We start from the raw sequence: 20,425 nt of genomic DNA, 5'->3' as shown, positions 1-20,425 counted from the left end.
ATCACATCCTGATCTAAATAGTGAGTGCGCCTGGTCGAGAAAAATAAAAAGCCCGCTGCATGAGCGGGCTTTCGGTATAAAGATATTTATTAATTTCGAATAAGATAATCAAATGCGCCCAATGCTGCTGTCGCACCCGATCCCATCGATATGATAATTTGTTTATAAGCGCTGTTCGTGCAGTCTCCTGCAGCAAATACGCCAGGAATGGTTGTTGCACCATGGCTGTCTACGACAATTTCACCCATGCGCGTACGTTCTACGGAATCACCAAGCCATTCTGTGTTAGGAACAAGACCGATTTGGACGAACACCCCTTGCAGCTCCACATGCTGAGTAGTACCGGTTTCGCGCTCGATGTATGAAATACCGTTCACTTTGTTTGTTCCGGTGATTTCTTTTACTTGAGCGTTCTTAAGTACCGTTGTGTTTGGCAGACTGTTCAGACGATCCTGCAGAACAGAGTCGGCCTTCAGCTCAGGCATGAACTCAAATACCGTTACATGCGCTGCAACACCAGCCAGGTCAATGGCAGCCTCAACACCGGAGTTACCTCCGCCGATGACGGCAACATGTTTACCGGCAAACAAAGGACCATCACAGTGCGGGCAGTAAGCTACCCCTTTGTTCTTGAATTCCGCTTCTCCAGGTACACCCAGATTACGCCAACGGGCACCAGTCGAAACAATGACGGTTTTACTTTTCAGTGTAGCGCCATTTTCCAATTCAACCTCAATGAGGTCTTTCTTCTCCAGAGACTTCACGCGCTGTGCCTTCATGATGTCAATATTGTACTGCTTGGCATGTTCTTCTAGGCTTGCAGCGAGTTTTGGACCTTCCGTGTAATTTACACTGATAAAGTTCTCAATACCCAAGGTATCATTGACTTGTCCGCCAAAACGCTCGGCCACAACTCCTGTACGGATCCCTTTGCGCGCTGCATAAATCGCTGCACTCGCACCAGCAGGGCCGCCTCCGACAACAAGAACATCGTAAGGCTCTTTATTCTCGAACTCGGATACGTCTGTGGTACCCAGCTTGCCAAGAATATCGTCGATTGTCATCCGGCCGCTTTCGAAGAATTCACCATTGAGGTGAACCGTCGGTACGGCCATAATTTCTTTGCTTTCCACTTCTTCCTTAAATGCCGCACCATCAATCATGGTATGTGTAATACCCGGATTCAGGATACTCATCAGGTTCAGTGCCTGCACGACATCAGGGCAGTTATGGCAGCTCAGACTAACATATGTTTCAAAGTGGTATTCACCTTTAATTTTCTTGATGCGGTCAATGACGCTTTGCTCAACCTTTGGAGGTCTGCCGCTGACTTGAAGCAGCGCCAGTACTAATGAAGTAAATTCATGTCCTAGTGGAACACCAGCAAAGGTTACGCCAGTCTCTTCGCCTACGCGATTGACGCTAAAGCTTGGAGTTCTGGATAATTGCGTTTGTTCTACTGTAATCCAGCTTGACATGCTGGATAGTTCATTGACTAAATCCAGCATGTCATCGGATACAGAGTCGTTACCTGCACTGACTTTCAGCAGAACATCGCCTTCCAAAAGCTCAAGATACTGCGCTAGTTGATTCTTTATGTCTGCATCCAGTTTCATTTTTTTCTCTCCTTAGATCTTGCCTACGAGGTCAAGACTTGGCTTCAATGTTTCAGCGCCTTCTTTCCATTTAGCCGGGCAAACTTCACCTGGATGATTGCGAACGTATTGAGCCGCTTTGATTTTGTCGATCAGAGTGCTTGCATCGCGTCCGATACCATCAGCTGTAATTTCAACGGTTTGGATGATACCGTCCGGATCGATGATGAAAGTAGCACGGTTTGCCATTCCGTCTGCTTCAATCAATACATCGAAGTTACGGGAAATCGTATGGGATGGGTCACCAATCATAATGTAAGTTACCTTACCGATCGCTTCAGAGCTGTCATGCCATGCTTTGTGCACGAAGTGAGAATCTGTGGATACGGAATACACTTCAACGCCAAGATCCTTCAAAGTTGCATATTGATCTTGCAAATCTTCGAGCTCTGTTGGGCATACGAAGGTAAAGTCCGCTGGGTAGAAGCAAACTACGCTCCATTTACCTTTAAAGTTCTCCTCGGTTACTTCAATAAAGTCACCGTTATGAAATGCTGAAGCTCTGAATGGTAGTACTTCTGTTCCGATCAATGCCATGATTAGTTACCTCCTAGATATATTGGTTTTCTTTTATAGTATAGATTTTAGAACCAGTAAATCGCAATGACTTAATACACTACCGGCTCTTATTTATACTTATTATTATATGGGAATGATTTTCATTGTCAATCTTATTCATCAAGTCTTCATATTCCTTGAAAGCCATTCACATTATTCCCTATATTCTTGTATATCCGTACAACGCCGGGCACATACTAGACATCACAACCTATTCCAGTCACTAAGGAGGATCCTTCCATTGAGTCCAAACCAACCCGACAAGAATTTAATCAACACGGTCGAGCAGCTGAATGAAACACCCGTTAACAGCCATGAGGCCCAACAACAGCAACAAGCTCGTAATGACCGCCGAAAACAAGCACTGCATGACAGTGATGGTAAATATAAAGAAAGCGAAACTGACAACTATCATTGAGCATTTTGTATGATAATGAGTGTTTATCTACAAGTTTACAAGAATGCAAAAATCCACAGCCTGAGTCGGTTGTGGATTTTTTGCTTCAATTAAGTTCTTGATCATTTGGGATCAAAATTTTGCTTCTATAGGAACCCCGATTACTTCCAATTCTCAACGCCAGTTTCGAGCTGCTCGAAGGAATGCGGAATGGAAGCTTCCATAATGTCAGCATAATTCTTGTGGTCGTCCGGAATATCTGTCCATTTCGGTTCAACCTTGATGTCCCACGGTTTACGATCCAGAAGCTGATTGAGGATACGTACAACTTCTACTCTCGTAATCGGTTTATTCGGATTGAACTTCTTCTCTGTAAAATCGAACAGCAGGCCTTGCTCCTGAGCAGCTGCAATGGCTTGTTCAGCCCAGTGTCCCGCTACATCGGTATAGGTTGTGTTCTCAGCAGCATCCCACTTATAAATATTCATGAGAATCTGCATAAATTCTGCTCGAGTAATCTGTTTCTTAGGCTTGAATGTATGGTCGTTGAAACCGACCATCCAGTTATTACGGGTTGCAGTCTGGATTGCATTCGCAGCCCAATGTTTTGCACTCACATCCGAATATGAAACTTTGCTGGTTCCACCTGCAGATGTATACAGACGGGACAAGATCGCAGCAACTTCAGCTCGGATAATTCCACGATCTGTACGGAACGTACCGTCAGGGTATCCAACCATGTAAGCTTTATGATCGCCTGCCGTTTTCACTTTCGGCTGCGCGGAGAAGTTAAATTTCACGATCGTGTCACCGACGTGGATAACTCCGTCCTTAATATAACTATTACTTCCAAAACGTTCTTCACGCTTATCGGTACGACTGTCAAAAAGAACGTATCCATTCTTCTCGCCCAAGAAATAGTAATCACCATCGGCATATACCATCCAGCCGTATTGACCCTTATCTGAGCTCAATTGTGGGTTGTGGTTTTGGTTCGGCGAAAACTCTGGAAGCTCAGGCAATTGTACAAGCGTTCCAGGAACTCTTCCTTTGGAACGATTCAGCGCCGTATCCGCCCAGAATAATTGCATGTTCATGCCTTCAACGGGCTCACCAGTAACCTTGTCAAGGATCGTGCCATATGGATCAACCAAATCAACCGATACCTTTGCATTTCCTTTGCTATCAACAATGACCTTGCCAGCTGGACCAGCCAGCTTCTCTCCGTTAGGAGCGAACACATTCAGCGACAATTGATATTCGCCGGCTGCAAGTTTCGGAAGCGTAAAGCTTCCATCTTTGTTCATTACAAGATTCGGCAGATTAAGTTCTTTGCCGTCCGCCGATTTAATTTTTCCTGATACCTTGAGATCGTCTCCGACTAACTTCGTGATTTTGTCCTGAACGACTTTGCCGCCGTTCGATTGATCGGAAACGATGACTTCTGCTTTCATTGTAGGTTGCTCTACCGCTGGCACAGATGGTGCAGGTGCAGGTGTAGGTGCCGGCGCAGGCTCTGACGGTGCAGGCACGTAAGGTGCGCGCGGTGTAACATTAACTATATTAGACAAGCCTGCATATTGGCCCGATCCGATATTTAATCGGAAATAGTAAGTGGTGCCATTCTTTAAACCAGTTACAGTTGCACTTGTTGAAGTAGCAGTAAGCGTCTCCTTAGGACTAATCGGGGAGAAATTGGTGCCATCTGTGGATTGTTCAACAACGATGCTTGATGCCCCTGTCAAAGCTGGGAATTTCAATGTCACTTGCCCATTGTCTGCAACAGCCGACAACGTGGTTAATGTTTCAGAAGGTGTGACCTCTACTGGATCGGACTCACCTGCGTAAAGTCCAGACTCAACGACTAACCGGAAATAGTAGGTTTGCCCATTCGTTAATCCGGTTACGGTTGCACTTGTTGAAGTAGCATCCAGTTTCTCAGACGGGTTAACCGGAGAAAAATCGGTACCGTTTGTGGACTGCTCAACAACAATTTTCGTCGCCCCTTTTAAAGCCGGGAATTTCAATGTGACTTGTCCATTTCCTGGAACAGCCGACAAGGTTTTTAGGGATTCCGGTTCTGCCGCAAGTACATAAACGGTGAATGTCTTTTCGCTTGTAAGCCCGCCTTTTGTAATCTTGGCCGTCAAGTTGACATAAGTTCCCTTTTGTTCAATTGCCGGTCTCGTCACAGTTCCGTCAGGTGCGATGATTGACGGGTCATCAGCAGACCAGACGATGTCTTCATCGTTTGGCAGCAGCGTAAGATTACCTTTAACCGAGTTTTTGTTGTCGCCGGGTTCGTAGCTGATGGTAGTGAGTTCCTCTGCTTGTTCAACAGCCTCAATAGCATCTTTCTTTGCAATGACTGCATTTGCTACGCGCTCAGCAATTTCCTCAATGATATCATCTGTGGACTTTTCGGAATCAAGATGCAGTCCGCCGTGCGGAAGGCCATTGATAAAGTCATCTTCAATATCCTTATAAGTCGATTCAGTGACTCCAATATATTGGGCACCGCCGTTATTAAGTTTGTCCTTCAGATCGGATTCATTCGTTCCGCCATCCAAATTCACACGAGGGTCGTCGTTTAAGTTCACGACATAGCGATAAGGGGAGTAAGGATCCCAGACGATATCATTTACCGCTACATTTACATCTTTAGGCGAAGTGGAGAACAGTTTCATATTGTCAAAGGCAAAAATCGAGATGATTTCGCAACCATGCCCTACATGACTGACAATCGGTCCGAATTCGTCACCATAAACTTGGGGAAGAGCCAAGTTTTTAATGATTTGGTCCCCGTTATCCCACATATTCAATTGTGTATCCGTAGCTACAATTTTAATGCTGTGTTGAGGAGATGCCCCTTTCGAATAACTGCTGACGGGGGAAACACCCTGTATAAATCTTAGTCCACTCCCAGCTTCATTATGGAACGCAGTAGCGTCTACCCCATCAAGCTTATAAACATCGATAGCATTTGATACATATAGAATAGCGTAACCGCTCAATTTCCCGTCGCTATCAATCTTCGAATTAAATAGAAAGCCTCCGCCTTCCATACTGTGATAATTGACCTTGGATTCATCCATGTCAAAGGTGATGATTTTCTTACCCGCAGGGCTTCCACCTGTCAGCATGAAATCCTTGTAACCCGGCATGGTATATCCGTAGAAGGTTAGCGCTTTGCCGTTATTGGAAATTTGAACATGATTATAATCGGCAGTCTCAACCTCTGGAGTGATCCCCATCATATACCAGCTTTCCTGGCCTTTATGCACATAGGTCGTGTCCGTTACCGTTGCTGGATTAGCGCTGGCATCCATGATGGACATATATTTAGGATTAATCCCTGCTGCTTCCAGCTTGGCTTTAATAGCCTCATTCAATTTGCTTTCAAAATCACTATCTCCATGAGAACTTGTTCCCACGTTATAGTAAACCTCTGCTACCGGCGATAGCGCAAATGCCATGGTGGCATTTGTAACCATGAGCACGAATGCCACGGCCATCGAAATTATTCTTTTTTTCATTTAAACACCCATCCTGTTATTTAGTCACAACATCACAACAAGCCGTCCGACACCCCATATATTAAGAATCTATGCTGAACACAACCCTCCAATAAAATAGATTGTAAATATTGTTATTTTTAAAATAGCAGACACATCTCTCAAAAATCTCTCAAATTCGACTGCAGTCGACAGGTAGATTTTTTAGATATTTTTAACATATGATAGTGTTCATAGGGGTGTGAGTATAACATGAAGAAACTGATTGGTTATCTGGGTGCGGCATGCGCCTTAATCGCCATTATGTATATGATTTTTAGCGACCAGGGCACTGGTTCTGTCAAGATCAAAGCCGTAGATGGCGTGATAGACCTGCGAGAGCTCAACGATTCACCTTTTGTGTCCTTAGCTGGCGACTGGAAATTCACACCCGACGCTTTTGTCGCGCCCAATCATTTTATAAGAGATACGGATAATCTGCTGGTACCCGGTTCCTGGGCATCGAATGTGCAATGGGGCTCCTATCAATTACTCGTATATCTGCCCGACCACTGGACCGATATCGGTCTGCGTGTTCGGAATATTTGGTCTGCGCATGTCATCTACATCGATGGAGTACTTCTTTCAGAAAAAGGCAAGGTGGCAGCCACCAAGCAAGAGACGTGTCCAGCTAATCCTTATTATGAAACGTACTTTACACCGGACACCCGGCAGGTGCTGATTACTATACATGCGTCCAATTTCTACAATACAAGAGGTGGCATCGTGCTGCCGATCGATATCGGGGATGCGGAGCCAATGAGGAAAGACGTACATCGGGATCTTTCCCTCGAATGGGCAGCAACCCTATGTTTGCTTCTGTTCAGTGTATTCCATATAACCATCTATTCACTGCGCAGGAAGGATGAAGCCTTCTTATATAGTGGACTGCACTTCCTGGTATTGGCGCTTGTTATTGCACTACGTGGAGAACGGCTGCTCATTCGTGAATTTCCGTCGTTTCCCTTCGAGCTATACTTTCGCCTGCAAGACACGTTTACTTTCCTGGCCTCCATCTTGCTCATTGTCTTTATTGTCAAAATGATTCCATCGATCATAAAACCAAAGACGCTGCTTCTGCTGTTTCTTCCGATTTTGGCCTATGTCATCTTAAATATAATCCTCCCGGCCAGAACCATTTCGGCCGTACAGTATGGGTTCTTTTACTACAATGACGCATTATTCCTGATCGTGATTCTCCGTCTATGTTATTTAACGGTTAAAAATCGAATCAGTATACGCAAAAATGAAGCTGTTGTCCTTGTGTTGATGCTTCTGTTCCTAGCTATCTTCGCGATCAGTTCTTCCTCAGATACCTTGTACTTCTCCGGCCGCAACTATATGAATAGAGTCGGATTGGTAGGGTTCATGATGGCCATGAATATTTTTCTTGGCATACGTCTGATGAATCGCACTGAAGAATCCGAACAGCTGACAGCCAAGCTCCAGAAGGCAAACGACGCAAAGGATGCTTTCTTGAAAGTCACGACCCAAGATTTACAGAGACCGCTTCATGATGCCGTTCATTTAATGAAATCGATTACCCGGGAACAAGATCCCGAGAGGCAGGGCGAGCAATTATATTTGGCTGAACAGCTCATGGGGAACATGGTCTATTTACTAAGGGATCTGCACGATTTTACTCGCATTCGATTTGATGATTATAAGGTCACGCTTAAATCTACCAATCTGCGGATGGTTATGCTCCATGTCATCCAATTGATGCAGCTTACATTTACGAAGAAGAATATTCATATCGACGAGATGATTTCGAAGCAGCTATACGTATGGGCAGACGAGCAGCGTCTGACACAGGTATTCCTGCGTTTGATGACCGAGATTTCACATGATACGGCGAATGACAGCCTGAACATTGAATCGATGCAGGCCGGAACTGAAGTCCTGCTTCGCGTATCGACGACCCGCCAGGGAGCGACCACGAATGGGGATCGGCCATATTCTTCGGGACTCATGATGACGGAGGAGCTCATTCAACAAATGAACGGCACCATGACCTATGAACGCTTGGAGAGCGGCATTCAATTTACGGTCAAACTGGCCTTCAGCGAATTCAAAGAGCCGCTTACAGCAACAGAACATGAATACAATCTGCAGGCCGCGGTATTCAGAGAGGACCGAAAGCTGGGAACACTCTTAATCGTCGATGACGATGTGATGCATGCGGAAATCATGAGAGGCATGCTGGGGGACATCTACCAGGTGCGGATCGCTTATACAGCGCAAGAAGCCCTTGATTACTACAGTGCTCATCCGGAAATCGCGATGATGATCATTGACGATATCATTCCAGGTGACATCAATAGCCTGGATTTACTTGAGCAGATTCGCACCCAGGCATCACTCATGGAGCTGCCGGTCTTAATGATGATATCCTCCGAATATCCTCGGTATATTGAGATGGTTTTTGCGGCCGGTGCTAACGACTATATAATGAAGCCATTTTCAAAAGAGACCTTGATGGCCCGCTTGAATGCGACGGATCAGACGAAGCAGTTTATGCTGAAAGCGATTGAATACGAAATGGCATTTTTGCAGACTCAGATAAAGCCTCATTTTCTATATAATGCGCTTAGCAACATCATTTCCTTTTGTTATACGGATGGCGAGCGTGCTGCGTATCTGCTGACGATGCTCAGCTCCTTCCTCCGTTATATATTTGAGACAAACCGAGATGGACAGTTCTCTTCTCTTCAGAAGGAACTTGAGATTATCGAGGCTTATGTAGAGGTAGAAAAAGCTAGATTCGGTGAGCGTTTAACGTTTGCTTATGATATCGATCCATCCATTGCAGTAAAGAACGTACTGATTCCAAGCTTGCTCATACAGCCTTTAGTCGAGAATGCCATTCGTCATGGCCTGTTCAACAAGGACGGACCAGGGCATGTTCAGGTCTCCATTTCCTTGCAGGGGCGATTGCTGAGCATCCAGGTTTCCGATGACGGCATAGGAATGTCTGCTGAGCAGTGCGCCCAATTAATGGGGGGATCCACCTCCAGTATCGGTATCGGATTTACGAATGTGCGCCGAAGGGTGCATGATCTTACTCAGGGAAGCTTGGAGATTCATTCCATACCGAACCAAGGAACCACCATACTAATAACGATTCCCCTAAAGGAGGGACAAGATCATGTGGAAAGTCATCGTCGTTGAGGATGAGAGACCGATTCTGGACCTTCATGCCAGATTGCTTGAAACTTATGGCCCCTTTCAAATTGTAGGCCGCTTCGAATCGCCGTTCGACGCGCTGGAGGAAATTCCGAAGCTGGATGTGGATGCACTCGTGCTTGATATTGAGATGCCGAGGATGACGGGGCTGCAGCTGGCCCAAAACTTAGTAGAGAACGGCATTGACGTGCCTGTCATTTTCACAACCGCCCACCAGCAATATGCAGTACAAGCCTTTCGCGTTCAAGCGCTGGATTATCTCCTGAAGCCGATGAACCTAAATATGGTCAAGCAGCTGGATGAACGCCTTCAGAAGTACTACGGTCAGAAACAGAAGCAGACCCCTAAGAATGAACTTTCTGTGCAGCTATATGGCGAAGCATCCATTAAGGTTGGAGATCAGCTCATCAAATGGCCTACCCGTATAACCGAGGAGCTGTTCTATTATTTTCTGCTTCAAGAAAATAAGCTGTGCTACAAGTGGAGAATTATCGATGATCTCTGGACGAATGTAGAGGAGAAGCGAGCGCTCTCGAATCTGTATAATACGATTTACCGGATGCGCCAGCTGTTTATGGAGCTGGATCTTCCCATCGTTATCGATCGAAGGCATGATGGTTATATCATGAATACCAATGGCAGCCTTGTTGTCGAACCCAGGGAAAAAACCGATGCCCTTCTGCTAGAGTCCAAGGGTTATCTGTGGGCCTATCGTTGGGAGTCAGTTGTCGATTAAGCGGCCAATACGGCGTGCTCGTTAATCAGACTAAAAAAAACCGACCTCATGCGTTCGTTTTTTTATCGTCAGGCAGTTCCCATTTCATGTGGCAAGGAAGTATAATTATGAAAAGCAAAATCCACAACCTATTTCGGTTGTGGATTTTATGTATGAATCCGAGGGGAGTCACGCTCCTGTCCGAATATAACGACAATTAGATTTCTATAGGAATTTAATATCGCCTTAAGGTTCCTATGGCCATCAAAGTGAGTGAGCTTCTGTTTCACTTCTTTGATTCCAATTCGGATGCCGTCATCTACGGCCCACATCACCTTGGTCGGTCCATAGATTCCGTATTTCTCGAGGAATGGAAACAGCAAATTCTCTTTGCGGCTGTAGTGTTTGTCTACATCATAGAGCAGACTGAAATCCTCCAGCAATTTGAGGCGATTGGCTTCTCCTTGGTCCTTCAGAAATTTGTCCAGATGGAGTACAATTTTGAAGTTGACCAGTTGATCAATTTCTCGGTTCTCCATCTTAAAGGTGTGTACAGGATGTACAGGCTGCTCTTCCGGTTGATGAGCTCTGTGAATGTCTTGGATGGAACCTTTGAACACGACAGCATGCACACTGCACAGTCGCTGGACTTCGGTTATCGGTATTCCTTCCTCCTGCATCAGCACCTGCCCCAGCTCCGAAATCTCATCAACGGAAATTTCCCCTACGGCTTGGTTAAATATCGCCTTTACCTCCTCTACGCTTTTCCCATGATGCAGCTCTTTAATGATGTCCTTGAGCATATTGATACGGACGGTTCGATGAGCGGAAACTCCATTCTCACGGTTATTAATTAATTCACTCATGTTCTTCACCTCGGTATTTGTTTCTATATCAAAAAGATTAAATTCTTTCTTGTTTACATCTTTAAAGTAACATTCCCATGAAACACGACTTGTAATTTAAAGCACAAATAAAATGGAAATTGATTGAACAATCTCCAAGGTGAAAACAAAGAATGACCCAGCTTTCGCTGGGTCATTCCAAATGGAGGCGATATATAAGACATGTATTCAAAAATGTAAAACTAAGAACCCATTATTGAAAAGTAACTGGAGCGAATCAAGGTCATCCAGGCAGCGATTTATCGCTCTTCGTTTTCTTCGTTAGAGCCGCGAACAAATTATTCTGGTAGGCAACCGCCCCTAGAACAATAACAACACCAAGGATCTGAAGAACTGAAGGAATCTCACCGAAAAGAACGATGGCGATAATAGCAACGGTAGAAATAGGGCTGAGCAGCAAGAGTCCTGCAACGATTGTAGAATTCAACCGAACGGAACCGTACTGCACGAACGTCCATGCTACTGCTTGTCCCAGGATACCCAACACAAGCATCCAGAACCAGTTCATGCCGGTGATCGGATCACCGAGGGTGGTTTCCGGATTCATTGGAAGCGCACCATTGACCATAACTCCGTGAGTCAGATCGAACCCACGATCAGAGAAGAACAACATGAAAATCGCTGGAGCCACGAGCTGGGCAGCAGTAGCCCATGCCATAGGCTGGACGATCTGTCCCACGTTGACCTTGGTCGCCTTACGGCTGGTATAGAGGTAAATACCATAGCAGACACCCGAGATCATACCGCAAATGGTTCCGAGAATAGCGATATTAACTCCATATACCGTAGCCGGTCCGTCTGTCGCCGCAGCATTGCCCTCAAAGACACCGCCAGACATAATAACACCAAGGATCATGATTGGAGCAACAATGAAGTACGTTTTTGGAACTCTCTCCCTATCGAAGAGGAATGCAAGTGCAGGCAAAATAATGATCTGAAGGTTCAGCAAGATCGAAGCAATACCAGAACCTACGTAGTAGATGGAATAGTTCCAAGCCGTAAAGTCAATTCCGAGGAACAGACCCGCGAGAACGGAGAGAATAACGCCTTGTTTGTTGAGCGCGCCGATTTTTTTTACTTCCCGAATGGCAAACGGGAGCAGGGCCAAGAGCCCAATTCCACAGCGTAGGATAACAGACGTTGCTGGTTCAAAATTTGATTGTTTTACCCAAGGAGCAGTAAATGCGAGGGCCAGGATACCGATCATAAGGATTACATATGCCCGGGCATTTGACCCTCCACTTTTCTGAATACTATTACTTCCCAAATCTTTCACTCCCACAATTAAATAGAATATGTGATCCGAATATCATTCGGATTTATGCCATACAGCGAGCAAACTCATCCCATGTGCTGCTCATCTCTTGCTTTAACAACACCATGTCTGAGGCAAGCCATCTGACATTCACTGCTTTCCCCTCAAGCAGCGCGGCACTCGCTTTGATATCTGAGAAGCGCTGAAGTCTCTCATTTAATTCCCGAATGTCCAATTGCTGCAGCGTAGGGGCCACAAACCACAATGATCCTACATATAAGTGATCTTCGAGCAATCCCAATTGCCCAAGATTCATGTGGCCCGGAGAAAACAAGAGGGAGTCATAAATCAAACATTCCTCTTCCATCCAGACTTGAAAGTTCGTTCTCACATCACTATATTGGAACTTCTCCCCACGCTTATCACGGCCTGGGGATAGGATCTCACCCCACAGAAGTGTGGAGTCCTGCGCCATGCGGACGATCGTTTTCCCGCGAAATTTCGCACTTTCAAAAGGAATGACCGCTTCCGGTTTCCACGCAAGACTGGCTTTGGAACCAATGGATACGTCAATGTTTTGTGAACTCAACATGCCGTTATATGAAGGATAGATTTTGGTTGCCGATTGTGGAATGAGACAGACGTCCGCTCCATCTTGAACATCGATTTGAAATTTATTTTCGTCCCCTGCCACAAGACCGCCCGATGTTTCCACCATATATACCGTTGCCTCAGACGGGTTAGCCGGATTCAAATACAATGTCCGACTCGCCCTAAGCGGAGGAAGCTGATAGCAATCCGTCATGATTGTCTTATTCCCGCGATTCGCAAACTTCAAGGACAGGCAGCCATTATGATACAGTCGCTTAGTTGGAAGTTGTTGCAGGCTCATCTGGTATCACTTCCAGCAATAAATCAGATTTGATCCAGTTCACTACCTTATCGAGACCTTTTTTGGTCTTAATGTCTGCTAATACAAATGGCTTGTCGCCTCTTGATTTTTTGGTGTCACTTTCCATTCTTTCAAGGTCTACGCCAACGTATGGAGCAAGATCCGTTTTATTTACGATAAGAAAATCAGAACGTGTAACGCCCGGGCCACCTTTTCTCGGAATATCGCCGCCTTCGGCAACATCGATAACGTAGATAAACGCATCGACTAACTCGGGGCTGAATGTTGCTGACAGATTGTCGCCACCGCTTTCTAGCAGGATGATATCAAGATTCTCAAAACGCTGTTTCAATTCATCGATAGCTTCGAAATTCATTGATGCATCCTCGCGAATCGCTGTATGAGGACAACCTCCTGTTTCAACACCGATGATACGCTCTGGTTCCAGCACCTTCTCATTGATCAAGAAATCGGCGTCCTCTCTGGTGTAGATATCATTGGTAATGACAGCGATGTTGTAATGATCTTTCAATGTCTCGGAAAGGATTTTGACAAGCGTTGTTTTACCGGAACCGACGGGTCCGCCAATGCCAAGGTGTATTGTTCTCATTTTCACAATCTCCTCGTATGTTAATTAGATTTAGGCTCTTAAATTTGGCTTTTTATACCTAAAAATCACGTGAATTAGATGTCAATCATTTGAACGCTCTGAGATATTTCTGTATAATATATTTAGGAACATTTCTGGGAAAATCCCCTTGTTTTCATGGGTACAACACATGCTAGCGACAACATCCATGCATGTGCGTGGACCTTCCTGCACGCAGGTTGTCCACCCTGTTGTTCGAACCCGGAAGTGCAGTCCCGGGGCGGCTTTCGAATCAGGGATTGTACTCTTAAACGTTGTGCTGATTGGCGTTCACACCCAGGTATTATAGAGTAGCCCATCACTAGGTTCCAAGGAATTCTATAAGGATATTGGTAGTATCCCTCGAATTTGCTTAAGCTTGGATAGAATGGAGTCCATTTCGATATCTGGTGTGCTGTTGAGAGGTGAAGGGGTTAACGAAAAATCCCTTCACCACAGCCAATGACCTGCCAAAGCATCACGTACTTTAAAGAAGAATTAGCTATTGATTCTCTTCTTAACATGTCACTGCAGGTTCTAGGAAATAAACAATCGTGAATGAAGAAATTCGTGCTGCATCGAAGCAATCTCCAGGGCGATTGAATTGTTATCAAGATCATCCATACTCAAGTCCATAACGCGACTTGCCGTTTCTTGGATGACAGGCAACAAGGAAAACATCGTTTTTACCCCGCTTCGCTGACCAAGTGGAACAGCACGGACAGCATTTTGTACGAGTGCTGTTATGGATGAATAGATAAATGTATCAATCGACATCTTCACATCCACATCCATCATGGCCGTATATATACCGTATATGACGGGATAATGACCCTTGATTTCCTTGTTTTTTAATTTTTCATACCAAAATTTAAGCAGCTCATCATCATTTAACGGATATACCATATGTAAAAATTGACGCCCCATCATCGCGCTACCTTTTCGCGTCTCGGGAGATAGCTTAATACCGTGAGATATGTTTTCAAGGTGGATCAGCCCTTGGGTGTCGTGTTTTTTTGCTAGATGATATGCTTCCTTAACAATGATGGCATCCGCTGAAGCAAGATTATGACGGATATACATGCTGCAGAATTCCCATAAATCATCTTCATTACGGAGGACATTCTCCTGGATATATGTCTCCATTCCAAAGGAATGTGCAAAGCTGCCGGTTGGAAACGCCGAATCATTGATTTGAATCAGATGCAGGAACCACGGATCAGTGCTGATGTCCCTTGTATTTGAAGGGCTCTTTGAACCTTCTCTCTGATTGTTCATAGGTAACCCCCACTTCATCCATCAATTTCTCAAGCGTATGATCGTAACGGACAAGAATCTCATCATCTTCAATGATGCATGGGGTGTGACGGTTGCCTATTTCAAAAGCTGCTTTCCCCATTTCACGCATCGTCTTTGGTTTGATGACATATACCTTTTCAAGCTTTGTTCTAATAGCAATCAGTGTATCCTCATCTTCATACAACACGTCCCCATAATGAAGATGGCTGCCATTTTCGAGCGATATGGAAACATCCCTACCGTTCTCTGTCTGTTTACGCAATATTCTCTTGTTCAGTTCTTCCCATTCGAGCTCAAGCCAGTCGATTGCTTTATCGGATGAACTAAAGTTGTCGAGGTGTCCCGCTATCTTCGTAATAATCAAGCTAATATCCTCCTCATATGGGTACAATGTCGGCTATTAAAGATTGTTCAACACTATGCACATGAACCCATTGTTTTATTAGAACAAGAAATATCTTTGAGCCATGGAGAGTTTTTCAAACGGTTCACACGTAATCAGTTCTCCATCTACTTTAACTTCGTATGTTTCCGGATTGATGTCGATATTTGGCGTTGCATCATTCCACTTCATATCCTTCTTGCCAATGTTGCGGCAATTTTTCACCGTTCCAATGCGGCGTTTCAGACCAAGCTTCTCAGGTACGCCTTGCTGAATCGATCTCTTCGACATAAAGGTAATGTTAGCGCTGTGAGATGCACTTCCATGAGCAGCAAACATACGACGGAACATCACCGGCTGTGGTGTCGGAATCGACGCGCCAGGATCACCAATTTGTGCAGCAACAATGAAGCCGCCTTTGATTACCCGGTCTGCTTTTACTGCAAAGAACTTCGGATCCCATAGAACCAGGTCAGCAAACTTACCTTCTTCAATCGAACCGATCTCATGAGAGATGCCTTGCGCAATCGCTGGGTTAATCGTATATTTCGCCACGTAACGTTTAGCACGCATATTATCTGAACCGTTCTTCTCCTCAGGCAATGCACCACGCTGCTTTTTCATCTTGTCAGCGGTCTGCCAGGTGCGGAGAACCATCTCACCAGCTCGCCCCATTGCAAGAGCGTCTGTGGACATGATGCTGATTACACCTAGATCGTGTAAAATATCTTCAGCTGCAATCGTTTCTGGACGAATTCTGGAATCAGCGAACGCTACATCTTCTGGAATGTTGTGCTTCAGATGGTGACAAACCATCAGCATATCCAGATGCTCGTCAATCGTATTCACGGTAAAAGGTCTTGTCGGATTCGTGGAAGAAGGCAATACGTTCGGTTGACCAGCCATCTTCATAATATCCGGGGCGTGTCCGCCTCCCGCACCTTCAACGTGGAATGAGTGAATGACGCGGCCATTAATGGCACGGAGCGTATCTTCTAGAAATCCTGCTTCATTCAATGTGTCAGAGTGGATAGCCACTTGCACGTCAGCTTCATCAGCTGCTGTCAGGCTGCGGTCGATCGACGTTGGTGTCGCTCCCCAGTCCTCGTGAATTTTCAGTCCAACTGCACCCGCATCAATTTGTTCCATAAGAGGAGCAAGAGACGAAGCATGGCCTTTTCCTAAAAATCCAACGTTAATCGGAAAGTCTTCCGCTGCTTTCAGCATCATTTCAATGTTCCATGCACCCGGAGTAACGGTTGTTGCTTTAGAACCTTCCGCTGGTCCAGTTCCGCCGCCGAACAGAGTCGTTACCCCGTTAGCAAGAGCGACGTCGATCTGATCCGGATTGATAAAGTGCACGTGTGTATCAATTCCGCCTGCTGTTACAATTTTACCCTCGGCAGCAATAACTTCCGTAGCCGCCCCAACGATCATATTCGGAGTAACTCCGTCCATAATGTCCGGGTTACCGCCTTTACCGATGCCGACGATATAACCGTCTTTCACACCGATATCCGCTTTGTAAATTCCTGTGTAATCAAGAATAAGCGCATTAGTGATCAGAAGGTCGAGGACATTCTCAGTCCGAGTGTTCGTACCGTTTTGCCCCATACCTTCCCGAATCACTTTCCCGCCACCAAACATGGATTCTTCTCCATATACTGTGTAGTCCTTCTCGACCTCCACCCATAGATCGGAATCAGCGAGACGGACCTTATCCCCAACAGTTGGACCGTAGTTGCCCGCATACTGCTGTCTATTGTACTTCACCTATCATCACACTCCCTTATAGCCTAATGCCTGTGCTCTCTTGAGAATCTCGTCTTTATTGTCAATGGAACCGTTGGTCAAATCTGCGACACCGAACACACGACGATTGCCGCCGATTTCCGTTAGTTCAATTTCCTTCTCTTCGCCTGGTTCGAATCGAACCGCCGTACCTGCAGGAATATTCAGCCTCATGCCAATTGTTTCCCCGCGGTCAAATGATAGCTCCCGGTTCACTTCAACAAAGTGAATGTGCGATCCTACCTGGATCGGACGATCTCCGGTATTAGATACACGAATCTTTGTTTTCTTGCGACCAGCGTTAATCTCTATAGGCTCTTCCGCCAATCGGTATTCACCAGGTACGATATATTCTTTGGTTGCGTTTTCAATACTCATTTGTTCTATCCCCCTTTTCATTGCTCTCCTACATATTGCTGTCATTTCTTAGGAAATCGGATTGTGAACGGTTACAAGCTTGGTTCCGTCTGGGAAGGTCGCTTCCGCCTGAATGTCCGCGATCATTTCCGGAACCCCATCCATAACATCGTCTCTTGTCAACACGTGCTTTCCTTCTTCCATCAGCTTAGCCACGCTCTTTCCGTCTCGCGCTCCTTCCAGAATAAAACTGGTAATGATCGCAACAGCCTCCGGGTAATTCAGCTTGAGGCCTCTCGCCTTACGCTTCAGAGCCAATTCACCGGCCAAAAAGATTTGCAGCTTTTCCTTCTCTACTGGGTTCAAATGCAATGTCTTCACCTCTTTTACGCTTCATTCGCAGATTTTAAAAAAAATGAATGGTTAACCTCACCATTCTAGTTACCGATTCTACATCGTTAATTTTAGGCATGCTGTGACAAAACTCTCATTCCCCAATCGGAAGCTGCTTGATCAAACCATGAAAGAAACAGAGTGATTCGCAAGCCATAGAGAAATTAATACTTCTTATAATAACGTAATAACGCGTTTAATTTGACCATTTCTGATGTTTACTTCATTTTTCTTCCAAAAATAAAGGAGTATCTTTTTAGTGACTAGCTAAAAAAATGTAATCAAAAAATTTATTTTATTTTTTACATAAAAAAAGAGAGCTCTCTTGTTTCATAACAAAAAAGCCCTCCTAATAATTAAAGTATTATTCCAAAAAATTACATGTGTTCTACAGGTGCCACTATAAATTTTCCATACTCAACACCTTTTAAACTCGTCATTTTATTACTTAGAAGCTTGATATCTTTTGCTTTTCCCTTTACAATGATGAGCTCAAGACAGCTGGCCTTGTCCAGATGAAAATGGGTAGTAGCCAGAATATTATCATGCATATCATGTTGAATGGTTGTTAGCTCTTCAAGCAGATTTCGCTGATGATGATTGTAAAATAACAGAATGCTGCCTGCTACGATTTGCTCTTCCAGTTCCCATGATTGCTGAACTAGAGCATCCCGTACAAGGTCCCGAACGGCTTCGGATCGATTCGCATATCCCTTCTGTGTGACTAAATGGTCAAATTTTCGTAGTAAATGGCCCTCCATAGAAACGCCAAATCTCTTTAATGAGGAATCTTCCATTGTATCCTCTCTCCTTATGTACGCACTCAAATCTTACCCACAATTTAGCATTTACAGGTTGTTAATCCGTCTCTTTTACAAGCGCGTAAATCTGAATATATAACTATTCTCATAGATGGACATTAATTCATCGCTCAAGCTGCTGAAATACTTCTCCTCACTGGACACTTCAACAAAATCAGTCGGCACTTTTCGCTTGATTTCCACTCGAAATCCCTCATTGCTAAAGGCAGAGGCAATATCGTCGAGGGTATGCATATTCGCTTGCAAATGACTGTACTTTTCGATCTCTTCTTTAAAAAAGTCTCGGCTCGGGTTCGTCGTTAAATCGGTGTAGGTTACATAATAGACACCGCCCGGCTTTAACGCCTTGCTCAACTTCCACGCATGTGTCTTTAAATCGTCAATCAAATAAATGACGGATAGACAAAAAGCAAGATCGAACTTTCCTTCGAACTCTTCCGGAGACCCTGATACCATATAGTCGATCGGTAAATTGCCCTTTCTTTCATTGGCGATTTCAATGGAATTACGTCCTAAATCGATGCCGATCGCTTCCTTATACGGCTTAAATTGATGAAGAAGCCTTAGAAATCCGCCTCTATTACAACCGAAGTCCAGAACGGAATCATTCGATAGATCATCTTCCTTTATCGTTGAAATCAGCTGCATCCAGCCCTTCAGATGCCCTTCTTCCATCAAAGATTCGCCTTCGTCATTGTTCCACCATACCTCATAACTTTGTTCATTGACTGTCATGTTTGTCCACTCCTTACTGTCATTAAATTGCTTTTGCTGCCAATAATCGTTCTTGCGTTCCATCGGAAGATGGAGTATCCCCAGCCGCCTTAGCCTTACCACGATCCCTCGGGTGACTAGGGAGAATCGAAGCCACAAGCTGCTTAGAAACAGGATGCTGCACCGAAGATAGTGGTTCTTTACAGCTTATGGTTTCGACAATTTGCCCTTTGTACATGACCGCCAATTGATCCGAAATGGAACGAACGGCCATAAGATCATGAGAAATAAACAGGTATGACAATAGATACTGCTCTTTCAGCTCCTCCAGGAGCTTCAAAATTTGATGCTGAATTAACACATCAAGACTACTGACGGCTTCATCCAGTACTATCAGTTTCGGTTTAAGTGCTATGGCTCGTGCAATACTTATTCGCTGTAGCTGACCGCCGCTGAATTGATGAGGGTATTTGGACATATCGTCCGGGCTTAATCCTACCGATACCAGTAGTTCTTGAATAGTTCTCTTCTCTTCGCGTGCGCTCAGCTTCTCGAAATTTTTGAGAGGTTCTCTGATCGATTCGTAGATAGGCCATCTAGGATTTAGCGAACTATAGCAATCCTGGAATACGGTTTGAATTTTTCTGCGAACGGCTAAACGTTCTTTTCTACTCATGGATGCCAGGTTTTTTCCTTCAAACCAAATCTCGCCTTCATCTGGCTTCTCCAGACCCAAGACCATCTTTCCCAGCGTACTCTTGCCGGAGCCGCTCTCGCCGACCAGTCCTAGACACATGCCTTGATCCAAGGTCAAACAAATGTTATCTGCGACCTTCAAATTGTTGCTGCTCAGCAAGGTTCGCGCTCCAACAGTGAAGCTTTTATTTACATTCCTTAATTCAAGCATACTTCCACCCCTAGAA

Annotated in this window: 17 protein-coding genes and 1 pseudogene; 3 read left to right on the top strand and 15 right to left on the bottom strand. The window is 44.9% G+C overall.

Features of this window, described 5'->3' with window-relative positions; translation table 11 throughout:
- Positions 1-89: 89 nt before the first annotated feature.
- Both ahpF and ahpC read right to left on the bottom strand, forming a co-directional pair.
- Entirely contained in the window at positions 90-1,616 is a 1,527-nt protein-coding gene (gene ahpF, locus ABEQ74_RS07845) for an alkyl hydroperoxide reductase subunit F (RefSeq protein WP_430121183.1), read from the bottom strand.
- A 12-nt stretch (positions 1,617-1,628) separates the two neighbouring features.
- Positions 1,629-2,192, bottom strand: a complete 564-nt coding sequence (gene ahpC / locus ABEQ74_RS07840; protein WP_053490398.1) for an alkyl hydroperoxide reductase subunit C — start codon at positions 2,190-2,192, stop codon at positions 1,629-1,631.
- Between the two features lie 262 nt (positions 2,193-2,454).
- Here ahpC and ABEQ74_RS07835 point away from each other — a divergent pair, with 262 nt between their 5' ends.
- Positions 2,455-2,631, top strand: a complete 177-nt coding sequence (locus ABEQ74_RS07835; RefSeq protein WP_165593455.1) for a hypothetical protein — start codon at positions 2,455-2,457, stop codon at positions 2,629-2,631.
- A gap of 140 nt (positions 2,632-2,771) precedes the next feature.
- Here the strand turns inward: ABEQ74_RS07835 and ABEQ74_RS07830 are convergent, their stop codons facing one another.
- A complete protein-coding gene (locus tag ABEQ74_RS07830; RefSeq protein WP_430121180.1) occupies positions 2,772-6,146 on the bottom strand; it encodes an S-layer homology domain-containing protein in 3,375 nt (1,124 codons plus the stop codon).
- A gap of 231 nt (positions 6,147-6,377) precedes the next feature.
- Here ABEQ74_RS07830 and ABEQ74_RS07825 point away from each other — a divergent pair, with 231 nt between their 5' ends.
- Positions 6,378-9,335: a histidine kinase gene (locus ABEQ74_RS07825; RefSeq protein ID WP_430121178.1), complete on the top strand. Its 2,958-nt coding sequence runs from the start codon at positions 6,378-6,380 to the stop codon at positions 9,333-9,335.
- Positions 9,313-10,086 carry a LytR/AlgR family response regulator transcription factor gene (locus ABEQ74_RS07820; RefSeq protein WP_430121176.1) on the top strand — a complete coding sequence of 258 codons (774 nt, stop codon included), beginning with the start codon at positions 9,313-9,315 and terminating at the stop codon, positions 10,084-10,086. The genes ABEQ74_RS07825 and ABEQ74_RS07820 overlap by 23 nt, the downstream gene beginning before the upstream one ends.
- A 173-nt stretch (positions 10,087-10,259) precedes the next feature.
- On the opposite strand, the pseudogene ABEQ74_RS07815 reads toward ABEQ74_RS07820, so the two are convergent.
- The 12 genes and pseudogenes from ABEQ74_RS07815 to ABEQ74_RS07760 all read right to left on the bottom strand — a co-directional run.
- Positions 10,260-10,931, bottom strand: a pseudogene (locus ABEQ74_RS07815) (DUF438 domain-containing protein); the annotation flags it as partial.
- 262 nt (positions 10,932-11,193) lie between these two features.
- The gene (locus ABEQ74_RS07810) at positions 11,194-12,237 is read right to left on the bottom strand and encodes a DMT family transporter (protein ID WP_430121174.1); all 1,044 of its coding nucleotides are present in this window, start codon (positions 12,235-12,237) and stop codon (positions 11,194-11,196) included.
- 52 nt (positions 12,238-12,289) lie between these two features.
- Entirely contained in the window at positions 12,290-13,117 is an 828-nt protein-coding gene (locus tag ABEQ74_RS07805) for an urease accessory protein UreD (RefSeq protein ID WP_430121172.1), read from the bottom strand.
- The gene (gene ureG, locus ABEQ74_RS07800) at positions 13,092-13,727 is read right to left on the bottom strand and encodes an urease accessory protein UreG (RefSeq protein ID WP_430121170.1); all 636 of its coding nucleotides are present in this window, start codon (positions 13,725-13,727) and stop codon (positions 13,092-13,094) included. Before ureG ends, ABEQ74_RS07805 begins: the two co-directional genes overlap by 26 nt.
- 555 nt (positions 13,728-14,282) lie before the next feature.
- Entirely contained in the window at positions 14,283-15,023 is a 741-nt protein-coding gene (locus tag ABEQ74_RS07795; protein ID WP_430121168.1) for an urease accessory protein UreF, read from the bottom strand.
- A complete protein-coding gene (locus tag ABEQ74_RS07790; protein WP_053490406.1) occupies positions 14,965-15,408 on the bottom strand; it encodes an urease accessory protein UreE in 444 nt (147 codons plus the stop codon). Before ABEQ74_RS07790 ends, ABEQ74_RS07795 begins: the two co-directional genes overlap by 59 nt.
- 78 nt (positions 15,409-15,486) lie before the next feature.
- On the bottom strand, positions 15,487-17,199 hold the full coding sequence (gene ureC / locus ABEQ74_RS07785; RefSeq protein ID WP_430121165.1) for an urease subunit alpha: 1,713 nt from the start codon (positions 17,197-17,199) through the stop codon (positions 15,487-15,489).
- A 6-nt stretch (positions 17,200-17,205) separates the two neighbouring features.
- A complete protein-coding gene (locus ABEQ74_RS07780; protein ID WP_430121316.1) occupies positions 17,206-17,565 on the bottom strand; it encodes an urease subunit beta in 360 nt (119 codons plus the stop codon).
- A gap of 78 nt (positions 17,566-17,643) precedes the next feature.
- On the bottom strand, positions 17,644-17,946 hold the full coding sequence (ureA, locus tag ABEQ74_RS07775; protein ID WP_053490408.1) for an urease subunit gamma: 303 nt from the start codon (positions 17,944-17,946) through the stop codon (positions 17,644-17,646).
- Positions 17,947-18,344: 398 nt separating this feature from the next.
- A complete protein-coding gene (gene nikR / locus ABEQ74_RS07770) occupies positions 18,345-18,764 on the bottom strand; it encodes a nickel-responsive transcriptional regulator NikR (protein WP_430121162.1) in 420 nt (139 codons plus the stop codon).
- A gap of 75 nt (positions 18,765-18,839) precedes the next feature.
- Positions 18,840-19,523 (bottom strand): class I SAM-dependent methyltransferase, encoded by a 684-nt coding sequence (locus tag ABEQ74_RS07765; RefSeq protein ID WP_430121160.1) that lies wholly within the window; start codon positions 19,521-19,523, stop codon positions 18,840-18,842.
- Between the two features lie 22 nt (positions 19,524-19,545).
- Entirely contained in the window at positions 19,546-20,409 is an 864-nt protein-coding gene (locus ABEQ74_RS07760; RefSeq protein WP_430121158.1) for an ATP-binding cassette domain-containing protein, read from the bottom strand.
- Between the last annotated feature and the right edge of the window lie 16 nt (positions 20,410-20,425).

This window comes from Paenibacillus solani, assembly GCF_050475945.1.
Classification (GTDB): Bacteria; Bacillota; Bacilli; order Paenibacillales; family Paenibacillaceae; genus Paenibacillus_AQ; species Paenibacillus_AQ solani_A.
This window is presented reverse-complemented; position numbering and strand designations above follow the sequence as displayed.